At 50.8% G+C, this 24289-nt stretch carries 17 protein-coding genes; 4 read left to right on the forward strand and 13 right to left on the reverse strand.

The window, feature by feature from the left end:
* Positions 1 to 51: 51 nt before the first annotated feature.
* Positions 52 to 216: a hypothetical protein gene (locus ccrud_RS15440; RefSeq protein ID WP_157776025.1), complete on the forward strand. Its 165-nt coding sequence runs from the start codon at positions 52 to 54 to the stop codon at positions 214 to 216.
* A gap of 77 nt (positions 217 to 293) precedes the next feature.
* On the forward strand, positions 294 to 1055 hold the full coding sequence (locus ccrud_RS12245) for a threonine/serine exporter family protein (protein ID WP_245670268.1): 762 nt from the start codon (positions 294 to 296) through the stop codon (positions 1053 to 1055).
* 76 nt (positions 1056 to 1131) lie between these two features.
* Here ccrud_RS12245 and ppk2 read toward each other — a convergent pair whose 3' ends face one another.
* From ppk2 to ccrud_RS15530, 13 genes are all read right to left on the reverse strand, one after another.
* Positions 1132 to 2031 carry a polyphosphate kinase 2 gene (gene ppk2, locus ccrud_RS12250; RefSeq protein WP_066568213.1) on the reverse strand — a complete coding sequence of 300 codons (900 nt, stop codon included), beginning with the start codon at positions 2029 to 2031 and terminating at the stop codon, positions 1132 to 1134.
* A gap of 182 nt (positions 2032 to 2213) precedes the next feature.
* Positions 2214 to 2348, reverse strand: coding sequence for a porin (locus ccrud_RS12255; protein WP_066568219.1), 135 nt, complete (start codon positions 2346 to 2348; stop codon positions 2214 to 2216).
* Between the two features lie 82 nt (positions 2349 to 2430).
* Positions 2431 to 2604 carry a PorH family porin gene (locus ccrud_RS15445; RefSeq protein ID WP_157776026.1) on the reverse strand — a complete coding sequence of 58 codons (174 nt, stop codon included), beginning with the start codon at positions 2602 to 2604 and terminating at the stop codon, positions 2431 to 2433.
* Positions 2605 to 3164: 560 nt separating this feature from the next.
* Positions 3165 to 4811: a chaperonin GroEL gene (gene groL / locus ccrud_RS12260; RefSeq protein ID WP_066568222.1), complete on the reverse strand. Its 1647-nt coding sequence runs from the start codon at positions 4809 to 4811 to the stop codon at positions 3165 to 3167.
* 386 nt (positions 4812 to 5197) lie between these two features.
* Complete coding sequence (locus ccrud_RS12265) at positions 5198 to 5380, reverse strand: hypothetical protein (protein ID WP_066568225.1); 183 nt, start codon at positions 5378 to 5380, stop codon at positions 5198 to 5200.
* Positions 5377 to 6630 (reverse strand): TRAFAC clade GTPase domain-containing protein, encoded by a 1254-nt coding sequence (locus ccrud_RS12270; protein WP_245670270.1) that lies wholly within the window; start codon positions 6628 to 6630, stop codon positions 5377 to 5379. Before ccrud_RS12270 ends, ccrud_RS12265 begins: the two co-directional genes overlap by 4 nt.
* The gene (locus ccrud_RS12275; RefSeq protein ID WP_066568226.1) at positions 6627 to 7592 is read right to left on the reverse strand and encodes a hypothetical protein; all 966 of its coding nucleotides are present in this window, start codon (positions 7590 to 7592) and stop codon (positions 6627 to 6629) included. Before ccrud_RS12275 ends, ccrud_RS12270 begins: the two co-directional genes overlap by 4 nt.
* A complete protein-coding gene (locus ccrud_RS12280; RefSeq protein WP_245670272.1) occupies positions 7589 to 9574 on the reverse strand; it encodes a GAP1-N2 domain-containing protein in 1986 nt (661 codons plus the stop codon). Before ccrud_RS12280 ends, ccrud_RS12275 begins: the two co-directional genes overlap by 4 nt.
* Positions 9567 to 11771, reverse strand: coding sequence for a SaeA-related protein (locus tag ccrud_RS12285; RefSeq protein ID WP_066568228.1), 2205 nt, complete (start codon positions 11769 to 11771; stop codon positions 9567 to 9569). Before ccrud_RS12285 ends, ccrud_RS12280 begins: the two co-directional genes overlap by 8 nt.
* Positions 11771 to 14572, reverse strand: coding sequence for a hypothetical protein (locus tag ccrud_RS12290; RefSeq protein WP_066568230.1), 2802 nt, complete (start codon positions 14570 to 14572; stop codon positions 11771 to 11773). Before ccrud_RS12290 ends, ccrud_RS12285 begins: the two co-directional genes overlap by 1 nt.
* On the reverse strand, positions 14573 to 18166 hold the full coding sequence (locus ccrud_RS12295; RefSeq protein ID WP_066568237.1) for a tubulin-like doman-containing protein: 3594 nt from the start codon (positions 18164 to 18166) through the stop codon (positions 14573 to 14575).
* Between the two features lie 42 nt (positions 18167 to 18208).
* A complete protein-coding gene (locus ccrud_RS12300; RefSeq protein ID WP_066568240.1) occupies positions 18209 to 20989 on the reverse strand; it encodes a vWA domain-containing protein in 2781 nt (926 codons plus the stop codon).
* Positions 20983 to 21567, reverse strand: coding sequence for a hypothetical protein (locus ccrud_RS15530; protein WP_066568243.1), 585 nt, complete (start codon positions 21565 to 21567; stop codon positions 20983 to 20985). The genes ccrud_RS12300 and ccrud_RS15530 overlap by 7 nt, the downstream gene beginning before the upstream one ends.
* A gap of 268 nt (positions 21568 to 21835) precedes the next feature.
* Here ccrud_RS15530 and ccrud_RS12310 point away from each other — a divergent pair, with 268 nt between their 5' ends.
* Positions 21836 to 23209, forward strand: a complete 1374-nt coding sequence (locus ccrud_RS12310; protein ID WP_066568246.1) for a dipeptidase — start codon at positions 21836 to 21838, stop codon at positions 23207 to 23209.
* Positions 23210 to 23551: 342 nt separating this feature from the next.
* Positions 23552 to 24112, forward strand: a complete 561-nt coding sequence (locus ccrud_RS12315) for an acetyl-CoA acetyltransferase (protein ID WP_066568249.1) — start codon at positions 23552 to 23554, stop codon at positions 24110 to 24112.
* The last annotated feature ends 177 nt before the right edge of the window (positions 24113 to 24289 follow it).

A 24289-nucleotide genomic window follows, 5' to 3' on the forward strand; every position in this document is an offset into this window, starting at 1 on the left:
CATTTATTAAGTGGAACAAAGTGTTCCACTCAGTCTAGTTGAGGAGCAACCATGACACCAGCAGACCCCGCTGAGAAAAACCCCTGGGTCAAAGTTCTAGCACTCAGTTTTGGCATTCCAGTTGTCATCGCCCTAATGCTCTTTGCATTCCTGGCACCATCCACCGCCTCAGGAGCCAAAGATCTCCCCCTTGCAGTTTCTGCCCCCGCCCCGTAGCTGAACAACTAAAAACTAATCTTGATGCCCAGCTACCTGGAGCATTCGACGTTCAGGAGTACACATCTGCGGACGATGTGAAAGATGAAATTTCCACACGCGCCGTAATCGGCGGCATAGCAATTAATCCAGAAGCACAAACCACAACGGTGTACACCGCTTCCGGAAACGGTTCTCCCTATACCGCGATTCTCACCCAGTTAGCCACAGGACTCCAAACTCAAGGCCAGCAAGTAACCGTAGAAGAACTCGCACCTCTAAGTGAAAATGATCCCCAAGGAGCCGGTATTGCAGTCCTCGGACTACCACTAGCATTTGGCGGCATGATTTCCGCAGCTCTCCTCACACTGCTCCTTAAGGGACACTCCTGGAGAAAACTTATCGGATCCCTAGCAATCAGCATCATTGCAGGCTTCGTTGTCACAGGCATCATGTACTACGGCTATAACCTCTTCTCTGCAGAGTCTTCATTCTGGGCCATTAGTGCCACGATCAGCCTTGGCATTGCAGCAACATCCCTTCTAGTGACAGGACTCGGCGCACTCATTGGCATCCCAGGAGTCGGACTCGGCGCAATACTGACAATTTTCATTGCAAACCCATTATCCGGCCTTGCCACTGGCTGGTGGTGGCTACCGAAACCATGGGGCATCATCGGCCAATATCTCCCCATCGGAGCGACTGGAGACCTACTACGCTCAGCAGCATTCTTCGATGGAAATGGAGGCACCAGATCGCTCGCCGTGCTAGCGTGCTGGGCAATAATCGGTGCGATCTTCATCATTTCCAGCAGCTTCCTTCGCAAAAACATTTCCGAAAAAGAGGCAGCAGCCGCTTAAGCATAACAACCAAAAGTGCCTTGGCTCAGTAATTTCTCCACTGAGCCAAGGCACTTTTAGATTTAAAACCTAAGACTTAATCACCGATCTGATCGCGCCCACGAAGCACAATCTTTGGATCAGGAACGCCAACAAGTTCATAATCTTTGTCGGTGTAATCAAACTTAGACAAGACATAACGCATCGCATTAATACGAGCACGCTTCTTGTCATTCGACTTGATAGTGATCCATGGAGACTCATCAGTGTCGGTGTAACGGAACTGTTCTTCCTTTGCACGGGTGTAATCATCCCAACGATCAAGTGAAGCCAAGTCCATCGGGGAAAGTTTCCACTGACGAACCGGATCAACCTGACGAATCGCAAAACGAGTGCGCTGCTCCTTGCGGGTCACAGAAAACCAGAACTTGGTCAAGCTGATACCAGAGCCAAGGATCATGTTCTCTAGCATCGGAACTTCACGTAGGAACTCAGCATGCTGTGATTCCGTACAAAATCCCATCACGCGCTCCACGCCTGAGCGGTTGTACCAAGAGCGGTCAAAGAAAACAATCTCGCCTGCAGATGGGAATTTTTCAATATAACGCTGGAAGTACCAGGAAGTGGACTCACGTGGGGAAGGCTTTTCCAACGCCACAGTTCGTGCTCCACGAGGGTTAAGGTGCTCATTAAAGCGCTTAATGGTGCCACCCTTACCAGCGGCGTCACGGCCCTCAAACAAAATGATGTGGCGCTGGCCAGTTTCCTTAGTCCAGTTCTGCCACTTAAGGAGCTCAATCTGGAGGGAACGCTTTACCTTTTCATAGTCTTCGCGAGTAACGCGGTCCTCATAGGGAAAACCTTCTCGCCATGTTTCGATAGCAGTGCCATCTGGACGAAGAAGTACCGGATCATCTTCATCCGAGTCATCGACTACATAGCCTTCAATTTGGGCAAGATCGATAACGGGAAGATCATTTTCGTGGGATTCAGCCATGCTAAAAAGTCTACTCATACAGGCCACATTCGGCGCGTTAACATGTGGAATTCAATAAGAGACTTCAAAAAATTCATATAACTACCAACATGCTTTAAGCATGCAAAAAGCTCTGATTCATAATATGAATCAGAGCTTTCAATTTAATCAAGCTACCCCGAAGGGAAAAACTCAATTAATAATTAGAGCAGACCAAGAAGCTTGGAAACTGCCTCTGCCCAAGAGCCGGAGGCCTTCAGGAACTCGAAACCGTAACCGAAAATGCCGTCGCCGGAAAGGAAAGCAACTTCGCCGAGAACTTCGTAAATCTTATCCATTTTAATTCTCCTTTAAAGAATTGATTTAAGGTGCAAAGGTGAAAGGCTGCGGCTTTACCTAACAGCCAAATCAATTGTTGTCTTAGTTAGACAGAGCTTCGAAGCCACCCTGAGTAGCCTCAGAGATGTCACCGATGTTGTCGAAGAAGTAAAGAATGCTACCGAGAAGCTCAGGAATGCTCTGCAGAGCGGTTCCGATGTTCTTGCCGAAGGTAGCGTAATCGGACAGGTTGTCCTTAAGAAGGGAAAGATCCATGAGAGGTCTCCTTGAGAGGACCAGCAAAAGAGCTGGTGATGGTTGCCAGTTTGCTGACGCCCTCAGGACGTCACTCAATTATTCAATCACATTTTGGCAACACGTCAAGGCGAAACGATAAATTTTCTCAGCCCTCTTTCCAGCCAAAGCCAGTAAAGATTTATTTATTGAAAATTTCCCGAAATACTCCATGAGCTGGAGATACAATGGTTCCTTAGATGAATTAAAAGGAAACTTTTCAGCAAAATTGCATGATGGTGTAACACTACTTAACTACAGCTCGATTAAAGCGAAACTTCAAAAAATTAACTCAGATAAGCGCCCCCGTTCAGGGGTAAATTGCAAGGCCAGCTAAGTGTAGCGGTCGAAAAATGAGTGTGTTCTTGATCATTTTTAAACGAATTTGAGATGTCTACCGGGTGAACTTTAGATTGCATTGCCCGGCGCGGGGAATCCCACAATGACGGTGGCAGACGTCGAAAAGCAATGTTTTTAGGCACGCAAAAGCCCTCCCGCATTGTGGTGCGAGAGGGCTAGTGAGAGTTGCAGCGTGGAAAGGCTTAGAAGCCGCCCATGCCACCCATCTCGTCTGCGCCTGGCATGCCAGCTGCGCCTGCAGGCTGTGGCTTGTCCGCAACGACAGCCTCAGTAGTCAGGAACAGTGCTGCGATGGATGCAGCGTTCTGGAGTGCGGAGCGGGTGACCTTAACTGGGTCGTTGATGCCCGCAGCCATGAGGTCGACGTACTCGCCGGTTGCAGCGTTGAGGCCCTCGCCCTGTGGGAGCTGGGAAACCTTGTCAGCAACAACGCCTGGCTCGAGGCCAGCATTAGCTGCAATCTGCTTCAGTGGTGCAGTCAGAGCCTCGCGGACGATGCGAACGCCAGTTGCTTCGTCGCCGGAAAGGTTCAGATCGCTGTCCAAGACGTGAGCAGCCTGCAGCAGAGCTACGCCGCCGCCTGCAACGATGCCCTCTTCGACAGCTGCCTTTGCGTTACGGACAGCGTCCTCGATGCGGTGCTTGCGCTCCTTGAGCTCAACCTCAGTTGCAGCGCCAACCTTAAGAACTGCAACGCCGCCGGCAAGCTTAGCCAGGCGCTCGTTGAGCTTCTCACGGTCGTAGTCAGAATCAGAGTTCTCGATCTCAACGCGGATCTGGTTTACGCGTCCTTCGATCTGAGCCTCAGAGCCTGCACCATCAACGATGGTGGTGTCGTCCTTGGTGACAACAACCTTGCGAGCCTGGCCCAGAAGTGGCAGATCAGCGGTCTCGAGGGAGAGTCCGACCTCTTCAGAGATAACCTGGCCACCGGTAAGAACTGCAATGTCCTGCAGCTGAGCCTTACGACGATCACCGAAGCCTGGAGCCTTAACAGCAACAGACTTGAAGGTGCCACGGATCTTGTTCACAACGAGGGTGGAAAGAGCTTCGCCCTCAACGTCCTCAGAGATGATCAGCAAAGGCTTGCCGGACTGCATGACCTTCTCCAGCAGTGGAAGCAGATCCTTGATATTGGAGATCTTGCCGGAAACCAGCAGAATATATGGATCTTCCAGAACAGCCTCGAGGCGCTCCATGTCAGTTGCGAAGTAACCGGAGATGTAGCCCTTATCAAAGCGCATACCCTCAGTAACCTCGAGCTCAACACCGAAAGTGTTGGACTCTTCAACGGTAATGACGGAATCCTTGTTCAGACGACCGCCACCAACTGCGTACATTGCCTTAGCAATCTGCGCGCCGATAGCTGGGTCTGCTGCGGAGATACCAGCGGTAGCAGCGATCTGCTCCTCGGTCTCAACTTCTTTTGCAGCCTCAAGCAGCTTCTCAGTAACCTGAGCAACTGCCTTCTCAATGCCGCGTTTGATGCCCATTGGGTTAGAGCCAGCAGCAACGTTGCGCAGGCCTTCCTTAACCAGAGCCTGTGCCAATACAGTAGCGGTGGTGGTGCCGTCGCCTGCGACATCGTCGGTCTTCTTGGCAACTTCCTTGACCAGCTCTGCGCCGATCTTCTCGTAAGGATCCTCTAGCTCGATCTCACGTGCGATGGTGACACCATCGTTGGTAATGGTTGGGGCGCCCCAAGCCTTTTCCAAAACAACGTTACGGCCCTTTGGTCCCAAAGTAACCTTAACAGCGTCAGCCAGGGTATTTAGACCCTTTTCTAGGCCACGACGTGCTTCCTCATCAAAGGCGATGATCTTTGCCATGTGTTTGTGCTCCTGAAATATTTGTAGGACGACACTCACGTCTTCTGCCCGGTAGGCGCCCGCGACGGCACGGTTAGTGAGTGTGGACCAACCTCACCCACCAAGCAGTTGATGATCATTATTGGCACTCTAATTAGCTGAGTGCTAACTACTTTTCTAGCACTCTAGGGGTGCGAGTGCAAGGTGCAGAGGATTCTTCAACCTCTTCTTCGACCCCAGAAAACCGCTTATTTACTCATTGTCTTTTTATTGGCCATTTCGCAGTCCTCACAGCGGTTAACTGCTAATTAAAGAAAAGAGGGGTTCAGCTTGGCCAACAAGCTGAACCCCTCACCATCTCAAGGCTCTTTAAGATCTACATCTCCTAAAAGACTCTCCTAGTAGTTTTAGTAAAGAGTCCAGAAAAGCACCATCAGAAGCGTAATGATTACAACGACTAGGATGCCTGAGCCAACCCACGCAATTGTCGATCGATTGCGTGCACGACGTTTCTCCTGACGCTGAGCCTCATACTCTTCCTCAGCACGAACAGCATCAAGCTTTACACCTTCTGAAGACTGAAAATTCACTTGAACCACCTCCAAAATCCACGCTTCTTCGGTTCTTCTTGCTGCACAACTTCCTGCTCTTCGCTAGAAACTGCGCCGTTTATTGCATTATTACCAGCAGCTAATCCTAGAGATGCACCTCGGTTAATTGGTGCACGCAGCGTTGTCGGAGTATCTAGCCCCTCCAACAGCCCAATCTCAGAGAAGAGCTCTCTCAGTGGGTCAAGGCAACGAAATGGTGCAATGCCGCTGCGGTTAATCCGGTCACCTTCAGGACTCGCACCCAAAGGAGATACTGCAAATGATTGGAATGGATAAGGATCCCCGCCAGCCAAAGGTTGGTTGAATTGATTAAGCAGGTGCGTTGCATCCAGACACTGCAACATACTACGAATCTCTAGATCAAGGATCTCACTGGCAGTTCGATCAAAAGGTTCATCCAGCGGAGCACTATCCCTGCGGAAGGTCGCGCCGAAGTTGCTCATCACACGCTGCCAATTGACCATATTGGATCCTGTGTAGTGCAGGTGATCTTGGTTTACGTCAGCTAGCTGCTGCATCGTGTCGAATTTAGACATACACAGAGCAATTTTCGGGCGGTGTTCTGCGCCCAGCACTCGAAGTACGTTTCTTAACACCACCATTGGTCCGTCAGTATCCACCTCATGGGTAGGTACAGAACCTTCTAGCATCTGCCTAATACGTGGGACAGACATCGGGTCAAAGAGGAAAAGAATGCGATCCGCGTTCTGGAAAAATTCCAAATCTGACTCACGATCGGAAAAGCTTTCTTCTTGGAGATCTTCGCCTGCAACATCTCGGAACACTAAGAACAGTCGTTGCTCTGGGTGATTCGATGTAGAAATATCGAAAATGAGGGGGCGCTGCTGGTGCGCATCCGGGGCAGAAGCTGGAGGAGTCGGTGGTAGAAGTCCCATCTGCTCAAAGAGCGGTTTTTCATACTTCTCTTGGTAGATCCGTCGAGTGTGCTCATCTGCGAATAAGAAAGATCCACCATTAGCAACTACAAGTTTGCGTAGCAGCTTCACAATCACAGCGATGTACATGCTCTTGCCGGAAGACCGATCGCCTGCCATGGCGATGGTTAAGGTTCCAGAATTCTGCCAACCATCTGGCAGAGTCGCATCTTGGGAAGTGGCATCAACAAAAGGTGATGATGTTGCTTCTGGATTTGGTAGTTCTTTGAAGGTGAAAGGACACCTTGTGGGAAGTACTCCAGAGGTTGGTTCTTGAAGATCAGGGGTGGTCATGCTTGAGGATCCTCTCGTTGTATAGAACCTGTCAATGCATCAAACATCTGGCGCACAGGGCCAGCAAGTAAACGCTGATCATGATTCTTGATGGCGTTGATGAGCGAAGGATCAAAATAAGTTGTGCTGGTTCCATGCTCTACGAGTGGCTTCCGAGAACTGAGCACATGCACTCTGTTGGATAATTTCAATATCTCTGCGGGAATATCATCGGAAATAACCACGACTGCGTCCTCTGGCGAGATTTGCCCTAAATCAGAATTCCAACCGACTTCTCTCACTGGCGTAAATCGATCGGATAATGTGCTGATCTCCTCAGGGTTTTCTATACGTACCCGAGGATCAGAAGAGCTACTAGTCATCAGATTGATAGATCGTCCAGAACTGACCACTGACAACACACCAGCAGCAAAAGAGCACATGGTATCAAAGGTGTCACGGCTTGTGCTGAACTTCATTGATGCTGTTTTATCCACCAGAATCGTGACATTTGCCCGGGCAATATCCGTAGAGCCGTCTTTATCTATGGAGCGCCCCAGGGAAGAGCGAATACCGGAGGCTTCGGTATCCAAAGAGCTGTCGTTGCTGACATCTCCGGCTTGTAGGCGGATTGTCTCTTCACCTGGGAAAATATTAAGGACAGGAATGGAGCGCAAGCCACCCATGGGATAGGTAGGTAATTGCAAAGTAGTCTCTTGTCGGCCAGCTTCCTGGATGACAACAGAAACATACAGCTTGGTTCCAGAAAGGAACTCACTACGCGCACTATCTGGAAATACAGTTACTTCAGTAGTGCCCTGTGGGTTGCGGATCCACCAGGTATTACCGCGCCGATTACTCTCTGTAGAGGGAACCTCCACTCGGAAACCTTGGCCTCCGCTAACATCGAATTCCAAACGCGCAGAAAACCCCTCACGAGGCACATCATAGGTCTGGTTAGAATCCAGCCGAATCACGTTCATAGCTGCAGTTCCTTTCCACTGTTCCTTCGGCCGACAGCTCTGATAATAGCTTGGGCTACCGTGTTAAAAATGGTGTTGACGTCATTGTTTCGAGACACTCTTGTATTGATTGCGTCCCGTTTAAGAACTTCAATGTAGTAATCAATCTCGCTGCTTGTGCTGAGAAATTCAGGTGCCTCACTCCTGGCGAAATTTTCCCCGAACTTCTCAAATGTCCTTAGGGTTGCACTTCTTCCTGTTTGCAGTCGTGATTCCACATAGCGAGTCGCAGAGTCCTTAGCCAACTTGGTGAGAGCTTGGTAAACATCGTCATCGCTATTGACTGCTACTCCGAAATACACGCGGAGCAGATCACTCAAGAAATAATTTCTACCAGTTCGGACTGGTAGGCCTTGGTTGATACCTGCAACTAATCGTTTGCCTTCAGCCCCATTAATCCATGCAGAGACATCGTCCAAAGTTCTATCTTTATTTAAATTCTGCATGATCTGATCCAGGATGAGCTCCGCAGCGGGTCTATTCCGCGCATCGCGTTCTGCGTCTACTAACAGCTCTTTCAGCTTGGGGTGCTCCCCACCGGTGAACTTGATCCGACGCCAATTATTCATCGCTGGGAAATCTGAAAAGCTGCTTCGGAAATGGGAGTCAGCAGCATTAATGCTGGTGGCTAGCTCTGTTTTCAGGAGGAAATCCAAATAGGCGACCAATTCCGTTGCAGGTGAATCGTGGAGCTTTTCAATACTATTAATGGCTTGCTCTGACATATTGCTGATCCATCTCCGGCTGCCTGCCATCCGGCGCAAACTGATCCAGTCTTGTGATTCAACTGCATGCCGAGGAGTATGAATTACCGCAGAAGCATGAGCCAGAATTTCGTTGGTACTTGGCTGCTCTTCTACTGGCTCCGCTGCCCTAGCTGGCTGTGCTGTAGTTGTGCCAAAAAGGTGCTGATCAGCAATCACACGCACAGGATGTTTATCTGAGGCGAACTCGCTACGCGTAAAGCGTGCCAATCCATCTCCGAATCTTGCGAGTTCAGCCTGTGAGCTATCCAATTTCTCATTAGCACGGATTAACCCTGCAACTATCTCATCAGGGTCAAAGCCATCGGTATAAAGAGCAGCAGTCATCCGAGCCCATGATCCCTTGGGCTCAGCTTTTTGCTCCACTGGTTTCTCTGGATCTATGATCACAATTCCAGGTTTCTCTGCCAGCAGCGCTCGATCATTTCCAGGCACGATAAATAAAGAGCACGCTTCACCCGACTTATTGGGGGTTGGCAGAGTAGCGGCGCGTTCAAAAGTTGAATAATGCAGAAGCCTGCGAGCTTCATTCGGAGTGAGCGTAGAAGATAATGCCTGGATCCAATAGGCCGCTTCATTAGTGTTGTTCAAGACAAGAACAACTGCCCTTTCTCCTGTCTGCAGTGCATCTTGCAGCTGATAGAACGTCTGGCGCCGGTTGCCAAACATGCTGTCTACCATCATCCAAGACAAGGAGAGGTCAGCCATCGGACCAGTTCGGGGTTCCCCAAGATCTGCTGAAAGTTCTGCTTCGTTGACTGCAGCAACTCGAAATGGGCTGAGCAGATCAGCAGATCGATAGAAAGAAATCGGGTAGATGGATTCCAGTGGGCTGCCCAGATCTGCATCAATCACGGCATGCGTAAAGATATTTCCTGGTCGCCCAGTTGCATCTTTTCCGGCAGGAACCGATTGCATAATCAAAGCTCGATTGAGCATCGGACGGTACTCAAACCTCCGCGGAAGCGCATCAATTTCTTCAGATGTGATGAAGTCATCGAATGCTGTGACCGTTTCAATATGGGTAGGGGCTACTTCTGCGATCAGCTGTAGGTCTTCCTTGGTTGCTTGCGCAGACCAAGAACCTACTTTCCATCCGCCTCTACCTGCAGTTCCTCTGAAGGAACCGTAGGTAATATGGATCCATCTCATGGCCGCTGGTTCCACGTCCTTAGCCAATCCATGTTCCTAAAATCAGCGATGCGGGCGCAGGGTCGATCAAAGCTTTCAGGTGGAAACCTGCGGTTTCTTCTTGGTGGATAAAAAGACGCAAAAAGCTTGTCGACGGCAGACCCGCAATTTTGGGATCAATCTCCCAGTATTCAACTACTTGTTCTTTTTCTGAACGCAATGCTGAAGAACTAATTCCTGCAAGGAGATCTTCAGGATGATGCCTGCTGCCATCATTGCTAATTTTCCTCGTCATCACTTCATTGCCGTCTTCTGGTTCCAATGGAAGACGAGAAGAGTGAATCCTCAAAGAGAACTGATGGAACTGGTTATTTGGTCGCTCACTGTAGATAGCAAGGAACAAGCGACCATTTTCCTGGTGCAGCTGGTAGCTGAACTTATCTAATCCTCGGTAATTGAGGATTTCTGGTTCGCCCCAAATCTGGCGTCCTTCATAAACTCTGGAAGCAAATAGTGCAACATCACCTGCGCCCGGAAGCTTGACTCGCATGCCTCCCTCTTCCTCATAGGCTTCCCTATGGATGGAGACCAAACTCGAACCCGGAGTATCAGCGGTTGGTCCTATGGTGTGCCCAGTGCCAGGCTCGCCAAATACCGCCGTCACCTCATGTGCTTCTTCTGGCCAGCCGAAGGTCAACAGCTGATTATTCACACGTTCATACAGCTTGGGACGGCTAATCTCGCCTACCCGAACTCGTGAATAAGTCTGGCCCACTTGAGCTTGGTTACCCACCACATTCACGGGAGTGATGAAAATGGAATACCAATTTTCAGGCCAGATCACACGACAAGACGTCTTAGTGTCTTCCAAATCATTGGCCCAGTCGCGTCTTGCCAGACCAAAACTTTCCAACTGCTCAGTTTCTACTGCGTTGAAACGAAGATCGCTTTCTGGCGCTTCCAAAGTACGGTAGATCCATACTTCTCCAGAGTGGGGAGCATCCCATGTCACATCAAAACTGGTGCTGAAGCCATCGAAACGCTCTTCAATCGCAATGGGAACCTCAACGACTTCGGCTGGTACATCAATAACAAATTCTTCTGACGGCGCGGAGCCAATCATTTGTCCCTTGATCTCCACAAAACGTCGGGCCACAAACTTGTATTCACGGCCACGGTGCTGAGGGTGGAATCGGAAGCCTTGGAAGTTGTTTTTATCGGAGGCGATCTCATTTCGAGAGGCAGTAACCAAACGCTCATTGCTTGGTGCTGCATAAACAGCAACCCGATGAGTATGTTCTGCAGGAGCCCACTGTCCCTTAACTTCTGAGCCAGCTACCGATAGCTCAATATTGGAAACCGGGTTAATAAACACCGTTTCCCCTACCAATTGTGGCTGGGCATTTACAGCTGCAGATTCTGTAGATCCCTCATACATCCACACCTGATACATGCGGTAAGCAGTGGTGAGAGGTTCAATATCTAGCCACTGATTGCCCACAGTGCTCACTCGGTGTTCGCCAAGATTAGGATCTCGTTCGAACTCCATCTCATCACTGACGATGCGGAAAACCCGCACTCCATAGTTAGTGGACGCGGAAACATCCCATTCCACGTCGAGGCCATTTGTGGGATTAATAGTTACTCGTAGATAACCACCAGGTACCCGAACAACCTCTGCGAAACCATCTAAGCGGGCAAACTCATAGTCCTGCCAATTTCGAATGTTGTTGTCTACAGGCTGCAGGCTGGCAGGTTCTGGTCTGTGAGAACCTGCTCGTCGGCGGCGCCTTTCACGAGGTGGAGTCTCTTCAGGCTCAGCTGCTGCCACAATTTCCTGCACAGACACAGGCACAGACTCTGGTTCTGGTTCCGGCTCTAGATCAAATTCAGGAACTGGTGCTTCAATAACCTCTGGATAATATGTCGAAACAGGTTCGTCTTTCAGAATCTCTGCATCAGGAATCGGATCCTGGTCAAAATCCAAATCAGGAGAAAACATCGCAGCATCAGTTCCATGTTCGATAATATGAACGGTGCCTACCTGAACAAAACCTACTACCCGTCGAAGAGCAGTCGCCCATACTTGCAATGCAGGATAGTCTCCGCCAGGTTTGAGCTGATCAAGATTCTCAGCTGCAGCCAGTAGTTCTTCATCGGTAGGCAACTGATCTACGCTAAATTTTGTACGAGCAATATCTCGCCACGTCTTAAACGCACTGAGAATTTGGTATTCGCTAGCCATTAAAACTCTCCCGTACCTGGTAGTTCCGGACGCTGTCTTGTCTGATTACCGTGGTTCAAGAACGGCGAATTGGCCGGCTCATCTAGACGGAATTCTTCACTGGTAGGCATCCGCTCGAGCAAAGATGAATCGAAGGTGTCCTGTGCGGGCCTGATGAAGGAAATATCTGATTCCTCTGCAGGATCACTGATCTGAAGGAGTACTTCACTGATGCCGATAGCATCTGATTCATTTTCTTGAGGCTGATACATGCACAATTCTGAATCCAAGTTGAGCATGCCTTTGACCCGGCCTTTTTCACTGGCGACTTCGCTGTTAAAGAAGCCCACAAATACCAAGTCTTTGAGCGACTGCTGGTACGGCGCATCCACTTTTTCGCCTCCGCGATAGATCTGGAGAGAATCAAGGATCTGGGAGCGGAATTCTTCGCTTTCTTGAGAAAGCTTCACAGTGATGTTGTCCCAGATCGATACGCTGCGATCTTTTTCCCGGAACTTTTCCTCAGTCAGGAAATCAGATAAACGCGCCAAATCTCCATAGGATCCTTCACCGGTGCTGCCGAAAAGAGTATGCGCATTGACATTATTTCCAGTCTCAGTGGCCAACATAGCGGAAGCCTCATCGAGCGCTTCACCTACGTTTTGTCCCAGCCAGCCTTGTTTATAAAGGTCTCGGCGGTACTTGCGCGTAAGTTTTTCCACTGCATCAGAGTCTGAAATAGCTTCAGCAAACATCACAGAATCTGGCATAGAGTTCCGTGGGATGAGGGATTCTCTCCGGTCCCGATCAATATTTCCAAATGGGCGTTCAAGCAGGATGCCCATGATCTTGGAAATAGAGAGGAACTGTTGATAGCCCACTCGGATCCGATCTTGTCCCTGCTGCGCAATCGCAATATTCTTCTGCGCAGCCTCTACCTCAGAGACCAAATCTCTCCGGAGGTGAATGAAACGGAGTTCATCTCGGGTTTCAAAAACGCATTGTAAAATCCACCAGATCAGCCAGAGACCAAACCAAAATCCAAAAAACTTCCATTTAAATGAGGTTTCGGTGGCTGCGAAGGTGGCGGCCCACGGGCTGACTTCCAGCGGAGAATCAGCTAGGTAGAACTCTGCTGCCCACCACGCTCCAAAGGCTGCTGCGGACCAGAAGGTCACCCAGCCCAGCCACCGGAAAATGCGGGATCCTAGCCCTGATCCCACGGAGGTTTTACCTTGTTCTGCAAGCCGTTGCAGCTCCTGGTTCCAGTGCTGTTCTTGTGTTTCCAGTTCTCGGCGCATGCCTTGCAAACCAGAACCGACGAAAAACGCGAAACTGCGGGAGTTTTGCTCTTGCCAGCGTTTGAATTCACCAATAACTTGGCCCATTCCGCGCTGCCCGCGATCGCTTTCCCTTGCTAATCGACGCTCAAACTCTGCGACGCCTTCAACGTCGTAGGGTGGCACCTCACCGACATCGACCGCGACTTTTACTTCAACCGGAAGCCCTTCACCGTAATTGGTTTCCGGTCCAGGAATCACATCAGAGATACGTCGTGCAACAACTACTCGTGGTGATTGTCCGGTGTGCACCACAGCAGGTGTTCTCACACCATGATCGCCGTACGCAATTAGTCGGGGTTGCGCATCCAACAAGGTCATAGCCGTATTTGAATAAGCTGTCCACAGGTCTTGAAGATCTGCCGCATATTTGATCTTCAGATCTTCAGAATAAAGAGCCTTTTGTTGGCTACTTTCACCTTGGCCAGCCATATCAACTCGGCTACCAACTCTGACTACAGAGCCAGTCTTGCCATAGATGCTGGCTTGCAGGGCATCTTCAGCCAGAGTTCGAGATTCTGCAGAAAGTTCAGTGACAAATCGTTTAGGAGTAGTCACCATCTTCTTGAACCAGGTTCCAACGAACTGGCGCACAGTGTTGCTGCTGCTCATCACTTTTGTTTTCTGGACATGCGCCGTGATCTCTTCGCCGATCAATGGCAATCTAAACTGATCCAGAATTTCTTGCGCTGCTTTTTGCGCAAAAGAATGAGAATTCTCTGCGTACTGTGCCGTTCTTTCCTTACCTGGAATATCTAGGCGAGGCAAAGGGTTTTCAGCAGTGCTAAGAATCTTTTCTTTCAGGTGAGTTTGGACTGCTTGTCCATCAATACGCCTGTAGAAAGATCTCACTAGACGGAAACTAGAGCCTTTCGCAGGCACCAGTTGTTCGATCGGTGCAGAGGTACTCCCCTCCCACAATCCGTACAAACTAGCGATATTTGCCACGCAGTGCAGGATAAAACGATGATCGGTATATCCGTGGCGGTACGTAACGGTTGCAGTTCCAGGGCTTTGGCTATCCTCTGGTGCCAACATCAGGTTCGTGTAACCACGCAGAATCGGCAAATCCGTTTCTAGCGGTGCTGCAACAGCACCAATCATCACGTTGGATCGGTGAATCTGATGGTGTGAGCACACACTGTCAATAATCTCGATCAATGAGGTGAGATCCCTAGCGTGAAGCATGCCGTCATCGCCATCAATAACGTTAATCACGCCAAGGTGCAGCCTCGTGGTACGTGACCGCGATACCAGCTCATTAAACGGACGTCTTTGTAGTTCCGGATGGCCTTCATGGTTGACCTCTAAATGAGTGACTTCAGAAGCCGACTCATGAAAGCTGTCTGCATCAATCCACACCAGATTTCGAATCAATCCAGTCGCGGTGAAATCCTCCAGGGTTTGTCGGATTCCTTCCGACATCAATCCTCGCCCGAGGAACACCGTCAAAATGGTGTCCGGCGAATAAGAAGCAGACATTTAAAACTCACCTTCACCAGGAAGGGACGGTCCTGGGGAAACGTCACGGCGAGCCACGTTCATATCAAAGACCTGTGCTGATGGAGGTCCTGCTGCGAGGCACTTTTCCAGGATGTCAATAATTTCCTGCGTTCCATCAAAAACATCGGCAGCAAGATCAGCAAACACTGGAATTTGTGCTGCTAGTTCACGGTCTTTGACATCGCCGAAAGGTCGGTCAGCTGTAGTGAATAGACGGCCCTGGCGAAGTTTGTCGCTTGGGACGTAGTTTTGCGAGATTTCGTTTTGGCGCTGCAAGAAGCTCTTCGCAGCCTCGAGACGTGCAGCCGGGGTTACACCAGCTTCGGTTCCTGGAATCTGGAGGACGTTGCCGGCCTTGCGCTCGCCGTCGAAAAGCCATTGATGCAGCAGCTTTTCACCACGAGTGGTCCTGCCTGGCAAAGATGGGCTCGCAGCATCATCCCACAGTTGGCGAAGCTGGATGTAAGGCTCGACAGAGTCAAAGACAGGACGCTCACCGGCGCGCGCCCATGCCAAAGATGCTGATTCCAACAAGTTTGGAAGCCAATCCAGGCTTCCACGGAAACGAGAGACTGGGGTGAGCATTGGGGTCGCGAAGTTGATCCACGAATCGGATTTCTCATCGTAAATCTGCACTGGAGTGGTATCCGCAGTGTCCAGTGTTGCTGGGAAGAATACTCGTCCGACCAGGCGACCGATGTACCAACCTTTCACCATGGCATTTCGCTCGAGGTCAGTCATTGGCAAAGCCGCAGTCAGTGGTCGGGTACGGCGTCCATGCCAGAATTCCGTGCGATCACCAGTGATCTGGCGCCACTGCTTCTCAATCGGAGGCAAGAGGGATTCAAACACGATTGGAGCGTAGTTCGGGTAAGAACCGAAGATATCAATCGAGCGTTCCTCACCTTGAGAAACCAGGGCTTTACCCAATGGTTTGGTGATATCTGCGGGGCGGTGGTTCGGGTAATCACGAACGGCCTGCTCCAGGCTGGATCCTAGTTCATCACCAGCAAATGGAATGCGCGAGAAGTTGAAGTTGTAGCGCACTTCATCGCCATAAAGTGCACGCACCAACTGTGGGTTGATCTGTGCCAAAGGCAATGCATAAGTCATCGCTTCGCTGAATTTACTGAGCACCTGCTGACGACGTGCGCGGCGTTCGTGTTCTGCCAAGCCCGGCGCGGTGATGAATTCACGCAGGGAGCTAGAGATGAACTGTTGGAAGCCAAAACCTGGGCGGCGGATGTATTGGCGGGAGCGTTCGAGTACTTCGCCAGTGTCAATTTTGAGTTCGAAGCGAGCTTGCTTTGGATCACGGAGACTGCCAGAACCGGATGGATCCCGGGTCAGGTCGCGGGCAACCCAGACATCGATGAGGCGGATGAGATCTCGTGGGGCTTTTTCTGAGCCTGACTTGGATTCCCAGACACCGCTGACAACGCGAGTGGATGCTTCTTGCAGTGCGCTCGTGTAGTCATTTTGTTCGTTGATGTCATCGGTGGATGAGCGGACATGTGCCTGGAATTGGCCTGGGAAAGAGTCCACATCGGTCAGGAAGACTTCATTAGCTGCCTGACTGAAGCGTTGTGGAACGGTGGTTTGTGATTCATCTGGCCACAGCGCTGGAACGTTGGTCTTGAGTTGGGAGATACCCAGGTTGATGTCGTTGGTGAGCTGGTAATCCTTCTCCAAAGAGTGGTGCTCACGTTGGATGGTGCGCTGGAGTGGGTGGATGAAGTTTTTAATGAAGTCATCTAGGACATCAGCCATGTGTTCAGCGATGTATTGCACAGCGCGGGTGTGAAGCTGAGAGGTGGAACGGGACACGATCTCTTGGATGTAACTTTCAGAATCATCGATTCTGCCCTTGCTATTTTCCAATTCTCCGCGGCTGGTTTCATCGAGTTGCACGGCTTCTGCAGCGCGGCTTCCGGCTAGCACTGCGAGGTTGCCGATGAGCTGATTCTGGATAATAGCGCTGAGGGCTTCAAGCACGCTCATGCCATAAGGAACGCCAAACTTGGCAGTCTCATCTCGGATAAGTTCAATTACTCTACGCTGTAGGTTTTCTGCACCAGCCCAGTCAGCGACACCTTGATACAGCTCATGGCGAGAATCGTGATCGATTTGGTGGCTGCTTCCTTGGAAGGCACGTTGGACATCGCTGATCCATTCGTTTCCGCGCTTACCATTAGCAGCAGGAATCTGCTCTTTAAGAGCACCCTTTATACGCTGTGTCCAGTGCTCAATCATCTGATTGAAGCCCTGGAAAATCCAATCTCCCGCTGGCTGATTAATGGGGAGGACATCCTGGAGATTTCCCATCAAGGATGGCAGGTTGTTCTCTAGGCGCTTTTGGAGTTGCTGGTCAGATGCTGCGTCATTGCTTGGATCGAAATGTCCCTTCAGCAAGCGGTCCACGGCTGATCGTGCCAGTCGCTGTGCTGCGTATTCTGCATAGCGATCACGTCCCATGGAAAGCTGCGAGTAGCCATAGCTGCCCCATGGAATATTTTTAGCTTCTTGGGCGCCCCAGGCATATTTGCTTTGGTCAGCGCTGCCGCCGCCACGGTTGCCGAGGGTAAACTGCTCAAAGTTATCCATGGAGACTTCATCAGCCATCAGTGCTGCAAGGCCACGGCCCAAGGCACGATAAACGGTGTCTGGTTTTCCATCGCCCAGCAACGCGCCGTTTTCACCTGAGCGAATACCCACTGGGAAGATGCGTCCCACTGGGATGGAATCATCGCCTACGGCTACGCCGAGTGCATTAAATAGACGGGAATCTTCCTCAGAAGCTGCACCCATTTGGGCTGCTGCGAGTTCTGCAAACATCGCGAGGGCATTTGGGTTTGTGCCAGCAACCTGGTCTGGGGAAAGCTGAGAGAAAATATCTGGGGTCACCATGAACAAGGAGCTCAGGCCAACCGCATTGCCTTCCAGGCCGGTCAGGAGCCGACAGATATCCAGAGCCATGGATGCGCCAGCGCCGCCGGCCATCGAGGAGACCACGAAGATGATCGGCTGTTCCTTGGAGGTTTCACCACTGGATACAGAAGTTCCATAGAGAGCGGAACGGAGATCAGCTAGTTCGCGCTCGGTTTCACCACTAAAAAGGACATCCCATGATTTACGTAATTCAGCCTGAATTTCCTGCAATCGGCTCAGGATAAGCATACGACCGATGGAACGGTACTGGCCTGCACCTTTACTGATTGGAGTAGTTTCAGAATCTGGGTTTCGCAGCGCCCAGGAAGAAACACCACCAAGTGCGCCACGGCTAGCGAGCTGGTTGGAAACGGCGGTATCTACTGTGGCGTAACGATCCGAGGAACCACAGGAGATATAGCGTCCGCCTGCTTCTGGAACATTCGGCAGGTTTGGGCCAGGGCTTTCTGGTGATGTCGGAACATCCACAGAAACGAACTGCCATGCGCCAGGAAGTTTAGCTTCCTTTGGGTTTGGGTAACGGTCGGGAAGACTATCTGCAAGGGTCGTCTTCAGTTGATCCATCATATAAGCAAGAGTTTTGGCTCCGGATCCACCGCAACCGACAACGAGAACTTTTTTCATGGGAAAATCCTTAAATCAGTAATTTATTGTGAAATATTTAAATTAACGTGCGCCAAAGCCGCCGCCGGAACCAGAACCAAAGCCACCGCTGGTGTCATCATTATTGGAACCTCCACCAAAGCCACCGCTGGATCCGAAGCCGCCACCGAAACCTGGAGTAGTTCCAGAACCGCCAGATCCGAAGCCGCCAGTAGATTCTGAGGTACCAGATGAAGTACTTCCGCTACTGCCAAATCCTCCACCGAAACCGCCGCCAGTGCCACCGCTGTAGTTAGGTGGTTGCTTTTCCGTTGGTTTCTTGGTGCCTGAGGCACGCGGTGGGGTCTGAGATTTTTGAGTGGTCGCGGCGTCGTCAAGCTGCTTCTGAAGCTCGCGCACTCGATCCGGTGCCTTGCTGATAATTTCTGTGACCATGCGATCGATCTGTCCCTTGTCGCAAGGGAGATTGGTCAGAGCAATGAGCTCCATCTTGCTTGGATCAGCTCCGCTTACCGTGACGAACCAATTGCCCTGGACTGCTAGCGGCAATTTGGCATTGGCGCCCTTCTGTTTCCCATCGGAGCTGATAGATGGTGTGGTTTCTACAAAGACTGATGGCGAAGAGATCGGGTTCCATGTAAATCGCTGCACTCGTAGCCTGTGGCCCTCGACATTAAAACTACTTCCATGGACAGTGATCTGCTTGGAGGCTACTGTCTGCGATTCCAGATCCGGGGTGCTGCTTCCGCCATAGCGCAGTACTTCACCAGAAAGCTCAAGTGGAATGCGTACAGCACTCATCGCTGATGAAGGTACCTTTGCATTCATATAACGCACTAAGTACAAAATTCCCAGAGGAATCAGCAAGGACGCAAGTAAAGCTATAATAAACGCCCAGATAAATGTTTTGGCATCGATTGGGACGCTCAACGAGCCTTCTGCAGGAAGATCAACGCTGGTTTCATTAGCGCCCTCAGCATTAGAAATCTGCAGGGGAACCGAACCATTCACTAAGCCGTCACGCAATTCGCTGATGGTTAGCTGAACAGGGAGCGTGCCTTGTTCATCAAGACCAAGAACCAAAGCATTATCTGAGCTATCAAAGGTACTGGAAGCAGTAATACCTTCCACGCCATCTGGAAGCACTCCGCTTAGTTGTGTCTCCGGGTTCACCCATACTTTTCCTGGACCGGTGATAGGAATATCTACCGTGACCATATCCTCATCCGCAGTGAAGCGAACAGAAGCCGGCAGCTGAGGCATATCTCGCTGCGTAATTGTGATTCGAGTGGTGTTGAGAATTGGGCTCAACGTGGTTCCAGGATTTCCATCAACACCAGCAGTGGTGATGGTAGTTCGAGCCTCAATAGTACCGATGGCAGGAAGCTGAGAGATCATGTTCAGCGAGGTCTGCAATTGCCCAGAAGAAATATCCATCCCCTCTGCCAGAGGCATAAATTCTCCATTGTCTGATCGGGTAAAACCAAGATCTACCAGTGCAGTTCCTTCTAGAACACGAGGTTGCCCATCCCGACCGACCAATTTCATATTCAGCTGCTGATCATCGCGGAGGTTGAGCGCACCGCCGACAGATTCACCGCCATCAAAAACCAACTGAAGGTCTGGCTGAATTTCTACAGAATTGAATACGCGTCCATCTGCGGACGCTGGATCAAAACCTTGGAACTGAATCTGCCAGACGCCTTTCCAATCTCCACCTTCTTGCAGGTTCAACGTGCCATCTGCCATCTGCACTGGAGCATTTTCGGCTTCCCAGCTTACGTCAGTCGTGTTCAGCACAGCGGAGTCTGATCCCTGCAGTGCCACAGTTTCACCACTAGGGGAGGTGAGAACTAGGTGCGCGTTTTCTCCGAGATCGTCTTTAGCAATAGCAGTGAAACGCACGGAGTTCACCGAATTATCCAAAGTGAAACTAAAAGGGTCACCCGCTCGAGTTTCCCCCATGGATTCGCCGCCAATAGCCAATGCTTCGCGGAATGCAGCGAAGAGTCCACCCACATTATCCGCTGGGAAGAACGCACCATTGGCAGGTTCCACACCACAGGTTCCACCTCCTGCTGTAATTCCTCGCAGCAGGCTGAAATTAGATGGATTAGTAGGAGCAGACAAACCGATACCGATGTGGGTAATCCCAGCACTGCGCAGTCGGTCGGTGACACCACCTGGTGTACACAGTGCTTGCTCAGCTTGAGCAGCACCCTCCTGAGCGGTTAATGCACCATCGGTGAAAGTGACCAGCATGCGACATGCATCTTCAGAACCAGACCTCGGGAAGTCCTGATAAGCCCCTTCGATTGCAGCGGCGTAGTTGGTGTACTGCTCTTGCGTACGCTCTGCGAAGTGCGAAATCTCTTGCCTCACACCTTCAACAGTGGAATCGCCAAGCTGTGTCCACTCGCCATAGTTCTCTGCATCGGTGGCGCCTGATTTATAAGTCTGACCAAAACCTGAAACGCGAATACGAGTTTCTAGATCCCCATCAGCTTGTTTTGCCAAAAGCTCATCAACGAAGCTCTGTGCTGCAGGGACTCGATGATGCTGTGCATCTGCGCCAGGCTTATCTGCGTTGACCACGCCTTCACGGGCCTCATGAATCAGAGACTCTGTTTCATCAATCATGATGATGACGTCTAGTGCACCTTTGTCTGCAATACAGGCACCCACGTTATTCAGGGAACCAGATGCTTCAGAATCTGCAGGATGTTGTTCTTGGGCAAAAGCCCCCGGAGAAAAACTGAGTACTGCACCGAAAAATAATGCGGTAGCTGCTCCAAGGATTCTTTTAGTCATTACTGCCCTACCTGTGGAAATAATGTTCACCATGACCGCTTTCCTGCCCACAGGGCAATATCTCCTGCTGACCAAAGCACAGCAATGAGGAGTAGGACGGCTGCACTGACAAAAAGCAGTTTTTTAACGGGGTCTTCTGTATAAAAACCGGTGGACTTTCGTTCATTCACCGTAGCCATATATTTGCCCACGGAAAGAACACCCAGAATTCCTGCCAATATCCAAGCAATTACTGCGACAGCAAAGAAACTCGTATCAGTGGCTACAGGAGAACCGAAAGTAATCCAAGCATTCAGCCCGATGCTGATAAGGCCGAGGACCAGCCCGGGAAGAATCCATTCCAGAGGAGCCGATTGGAGGCGGCCACTCCCCCTTTTCTTGCCTGATGAATGTCTAGAGGAAGAAACTGGCGCAGAGCCCGAGTTGAAACCAGAGCCTGAAGCATTCTGATTAGATCCTCCGAATGCTCCACCTGAGGATCCTGATGCCCCCGATGGAGAACCAGCAGAGAACCCTCCGGAGTCACCAAATCCACTATTTTGGGATCCTCCGCCAAATCCTGACTGCCCACCAGAGAATCCTCCGGATGATGGGGTAAATCCTTGTGACATCAGCTACTCCGCACATGAAGAATCGATTAGAAATTTAGAGAATCTAAGATATGCCTTATTACTAGATATTCTTCTACCTTATAAAGATATGGGTTTCACTTTACTCACCGGGTAGACAGGTTTCGTTTGATAACGATATAAAATCCCAATTTATCGAACATGCATACGCATATTTGCTTGTTTTCAGAAGCATTTCGTATGCCTCAATCATGTTTTCTTCGACGGAGACTACCTGCTACCTCTATCCATGTATATAAGGTAGATATTCATGAGCCCACTCAACAGCATGCAGGATATCAAGCAAAACATTGAAGCCCAGCGTGACCAGATTTTCACGCAGCTTAAAGAAATCGTCGCATTCAACTCTGTCCACAGCGAACCAAAACTGCTGGAAGACTACGCAGGCGCAGCAAATTGGACCCGTGACGCACTGCAAAATGCAGGCTTCGAGGTCAGTGAATTTCTCGCAGAAGATGGAACCACCAACTTCATCGGTACTCGTAAGGGCGCCGCGGATGCGCCAAAAGTACTGTTGTACAGCCACTTTGACGTTGTGCCATCTGGCCCACTAGATCTCTGGGACACCAACCCATTTGAACTCACCGAGCGTGATGCTGGACACGGAACCCGCTGGTACGGACGTGGCGCAGCCGATTGCAAAGGCAACTTGATCATGCACCTCGCTGCACTTCGTGCGGTTGAGGCCAGCGGTAACACTAACCTCAACCTCACCTTCGTCGTCGAAGGATCAGAAGAAATGGGCGGCGGAGCACTCAGTGCACTCATCAAGGAGAAGCCAGAGCTTTTCGACGCTGACGTCATCCTCATCGCCGACAGCGGCAACGCTGCGGTTGGAATACCAACACTAACCACCACCCTGCGCGGTGGCGGACAAGTTACCGTCACCATCAACACCTTGGAAGGCGCCGTCCACTCCGGCCAATACGGTGGAGCAGCACCAGATGCTGTTGCAGCACTTGTGCGCGTCCTGGACACTCTGCGTGATGAGCACGGTCGCACCGTCATTGATGGCGTCAACACCACCGCCAACTGGGAGGGTGCGCCTTATAACCCAGATACTTTCCGCAGCGATGCCGGAATCTTGGATGGCGTAGACATCATGGGCAACGGCGACAACCCAGCAAGCATGCTGTGGTCCAGGCCTGCTATCTCCATCACGGGATTTACTTCCACCCCAGTTGCAGAAGCACTTAATGCAGTGCCAGCAACAGCATCCGCAAAACTCAACCTGCGCGTTCCTGCCGGACTAGAAGCGAATGAGGTTGCAGAAAAGCTGAAGGATCACCTGATCAAGCACACCCCATGGGGCGCAAAGATCACGGTAGAAATCGATGATATTAACCAACCGTTCTCTACCGACATCACCGGCCCAGCGATGTCCACCCTGGCTTCTTGCCTGTCTACTGCATACGACGGCAAGGAGCTTGCAACCGAGGGCAGCGGTGGATCTATCCCACTGTGCACCGAACTAATGGAACTGAACCCCAATGCAGAATTGGCTCTCTATGGTGTGGAAGAACCACTGACGGTTATCCATTCCGCTAATGAATCTGTTGACCCTAATGAGATTCGCGATATCGCGACCGCCGAGGCATTGTTCCTGCTCAACTACGCCAAGTAGCACCAGAACCAGGCGTTAACAACACCGCCTTCACAAAATTAACCACCCCCTAATGGGGTGGTTTTTTCATGCGTATAAAAAGTGTCTTGCTTCACTTTGTGACGACGGTTACCATGACCAACGTGACTAAAAACATTGACTTTAAGCGAGTAGCCAAGGCTACGTACCCTACTGCGGGATAGAAGGACTGGCTCCCCGCACTAGGGAAGTAGTCGTTAATCAACACCTTGCAGCTTAAGAGTCGGTCCTCCACCTAACAGGATCTTTCACACCCATCTTTTCTATATCCAGAGAAGATCGATCCTCCCCCTCATTTTTAAAAAGACGCTAAGGACCGTGTCAATGTCTCTCTACACCTTTACCCAGAACACCCGTCGCTCCACCATCATTGAGTTCCGTCGCGAAGAAACTCGCGCTCACACCATGGAACCAATTCAGTCCGAGCCACGGATTTATGCTGATGATCCTTTCCGGGCACGTTTTGGGTACCAGCTTCCACGCGGACTGCGGGAAGAAGCTCGCGGCATGGAATGGCGCACCTTCACCAACGCTTATGCACCAATCGGCAACCTGCGCATCAGTAGCCTGGAGTCCGAAACACGTCGTGGCGGAATGTTCTACTACTCCGCAACCATGATCGCTAACCAGCAGGGTCAGCGCACCACCACCGAAACTCAGATCGCTGCAACCGGTCCAGTTTCTGCTTGCACCAATTTGCTTGCCGACGCTGGCCGCCGCGTTGAGATCCTCGAATTCCACCAGTTCGAAATCTTCGAAGCTACCGTCACCTTCATCTACACTTGCAACAACGTTTCCCGCACCTGGGCAATGGGCTTCGGTGGCAACGCTGAGCAGTCCGCTGCAGCTGCTTTGAGCTCCGCAGCCCACCTGCTCTACGGATAAAAATTAGAAGTTACTACAGCTTTCACCGATTCCCCGGGTGCCCTCAGTGCGTCCGGGGAATTAATTTTTCTAGATTTCTTTGAAAACCCAGCTCCAACCCCCATTGAGCTGGGGAAACCCTGATCCAGGGCGCGAAATAGCCCCCAATATATACAGTGTAAATCTAATTTCCGTTGG

This window comes from Corynebacterium crudilactis (genome assembly GCF_001643015.1).
Classification (GTDB): Bacteria; Actinomycetota; Actinomycetes; order Mycobacteriales; family Mycobacteriaceae; genus Corynebacterium; species Corynebacterium crudilactis.

What these genes read in the sequence shown, in the direction of transcription:
- ccrud_RS12310 (WP_066568246.1), top strand. Translation starts at nt 21,836, where the DNA reads ATGAGCCCACTCAACAGCATGCAGGATATCAAGCAAAACATTGAAGCC.
- ccrud_RS15445 (WP_157776026.1), bottom strand. Translation starts at nt 2,604, where the DNA reads ATGGATCTTTCCCTTCTTAAGGACAACCTGTCCGATTACGCTACCTTC.
- ccrud_RS15440 (WP_157776025.1), top strand. Translation starts at nt 52, where the DNA reads ATGACACCAGCAGACCCCGCTGAGAAAAACCCCTGGGTCAAAGTTCTA.
- ccrud_RS12300 (WP_066568240.1), bottom strand. Translation starts at nt 20,989, where the DNA reads ATGGTGAACATTATTTCCACAGGTAGGGCAGTAATGACTAAAAGAATC.
- ccrud_RS12295 (WP_066568237.1), bottom strand. Translation starts at nt 18,166, where the DNA reads ATGAAAAAAGTTCTCGTTGTCGGTTGCGGTGGATCCGGAGCCAAAACT.
- ccrud_RS12270 (WP_245670270.1), bottom strand. Translation starts at nt 6,630, where the DNA reads ATGACCACCCCTGATCTTCAAGAACCAACCTCTGGAGTACTTCCCACA.
- ccrud_RS12275 (WP_066568226.1), bottom strand. Translation starts at nt 7,592, where the DNA reads ATGAACGTGATTCGGCTGGATTCTAACCAGACCTATGATGTGCCTCGT.
- ppk2 (WP_066568213.1), bottom strand. Translation starts at nt 2,031, where the DNA reads ATGGCTGAATCCCACGAAAATGATCTTCCCGTTATCGATCTTGCCCAA.
- ccrud_RS12290 (WP_066568230.1), bottom strand. Translation starts at nt 14,572, where the DNA reads ATGTCTGCTTCTTATTCGCCGGACACCATTTTGACGGTGTTCCTCGGG.
- groL (WP_066568222.1), bottom strand. Translation starts at nt 4,811, where the DNA reads ATGGCAAAGATCATCGCCTTTGATGAGGAAGCACGTCGTGGCCTAGAA.
- ccrud_RS15530 (WP_066568243.1), bottom strand. Translation starts at nt 21,567, where the DNA reads ATGTCACAAGGATTTACCCCATCATCCGGAGGATTCTCTGGTGGGCAG.
- ccrud_RS12255 (WP_066568219.1), bottom strand. Translation starts at nt 2,348, where the DNA reads ATGGATAAGATTTACGAAGTTCTCGGCGAAGTTGCTTTCCTTTCCGGC.
- ccrud_RS12285 (WP_066568228.1), bottom strand. Translation starts at nt 11,771, where the DNA reads ATGGCTAGCGAATACCAAATTCTCAGTGCGTTTAAGACGTGGCGAGAT.
- ccrud_RS12315 (WP_066568249.1), top strand. Translation starts at nt 23,552, where the DNA reads ATGTCTCTCTACACCTTTACCCAGAACACCCGTCGCTCCACCATCATT.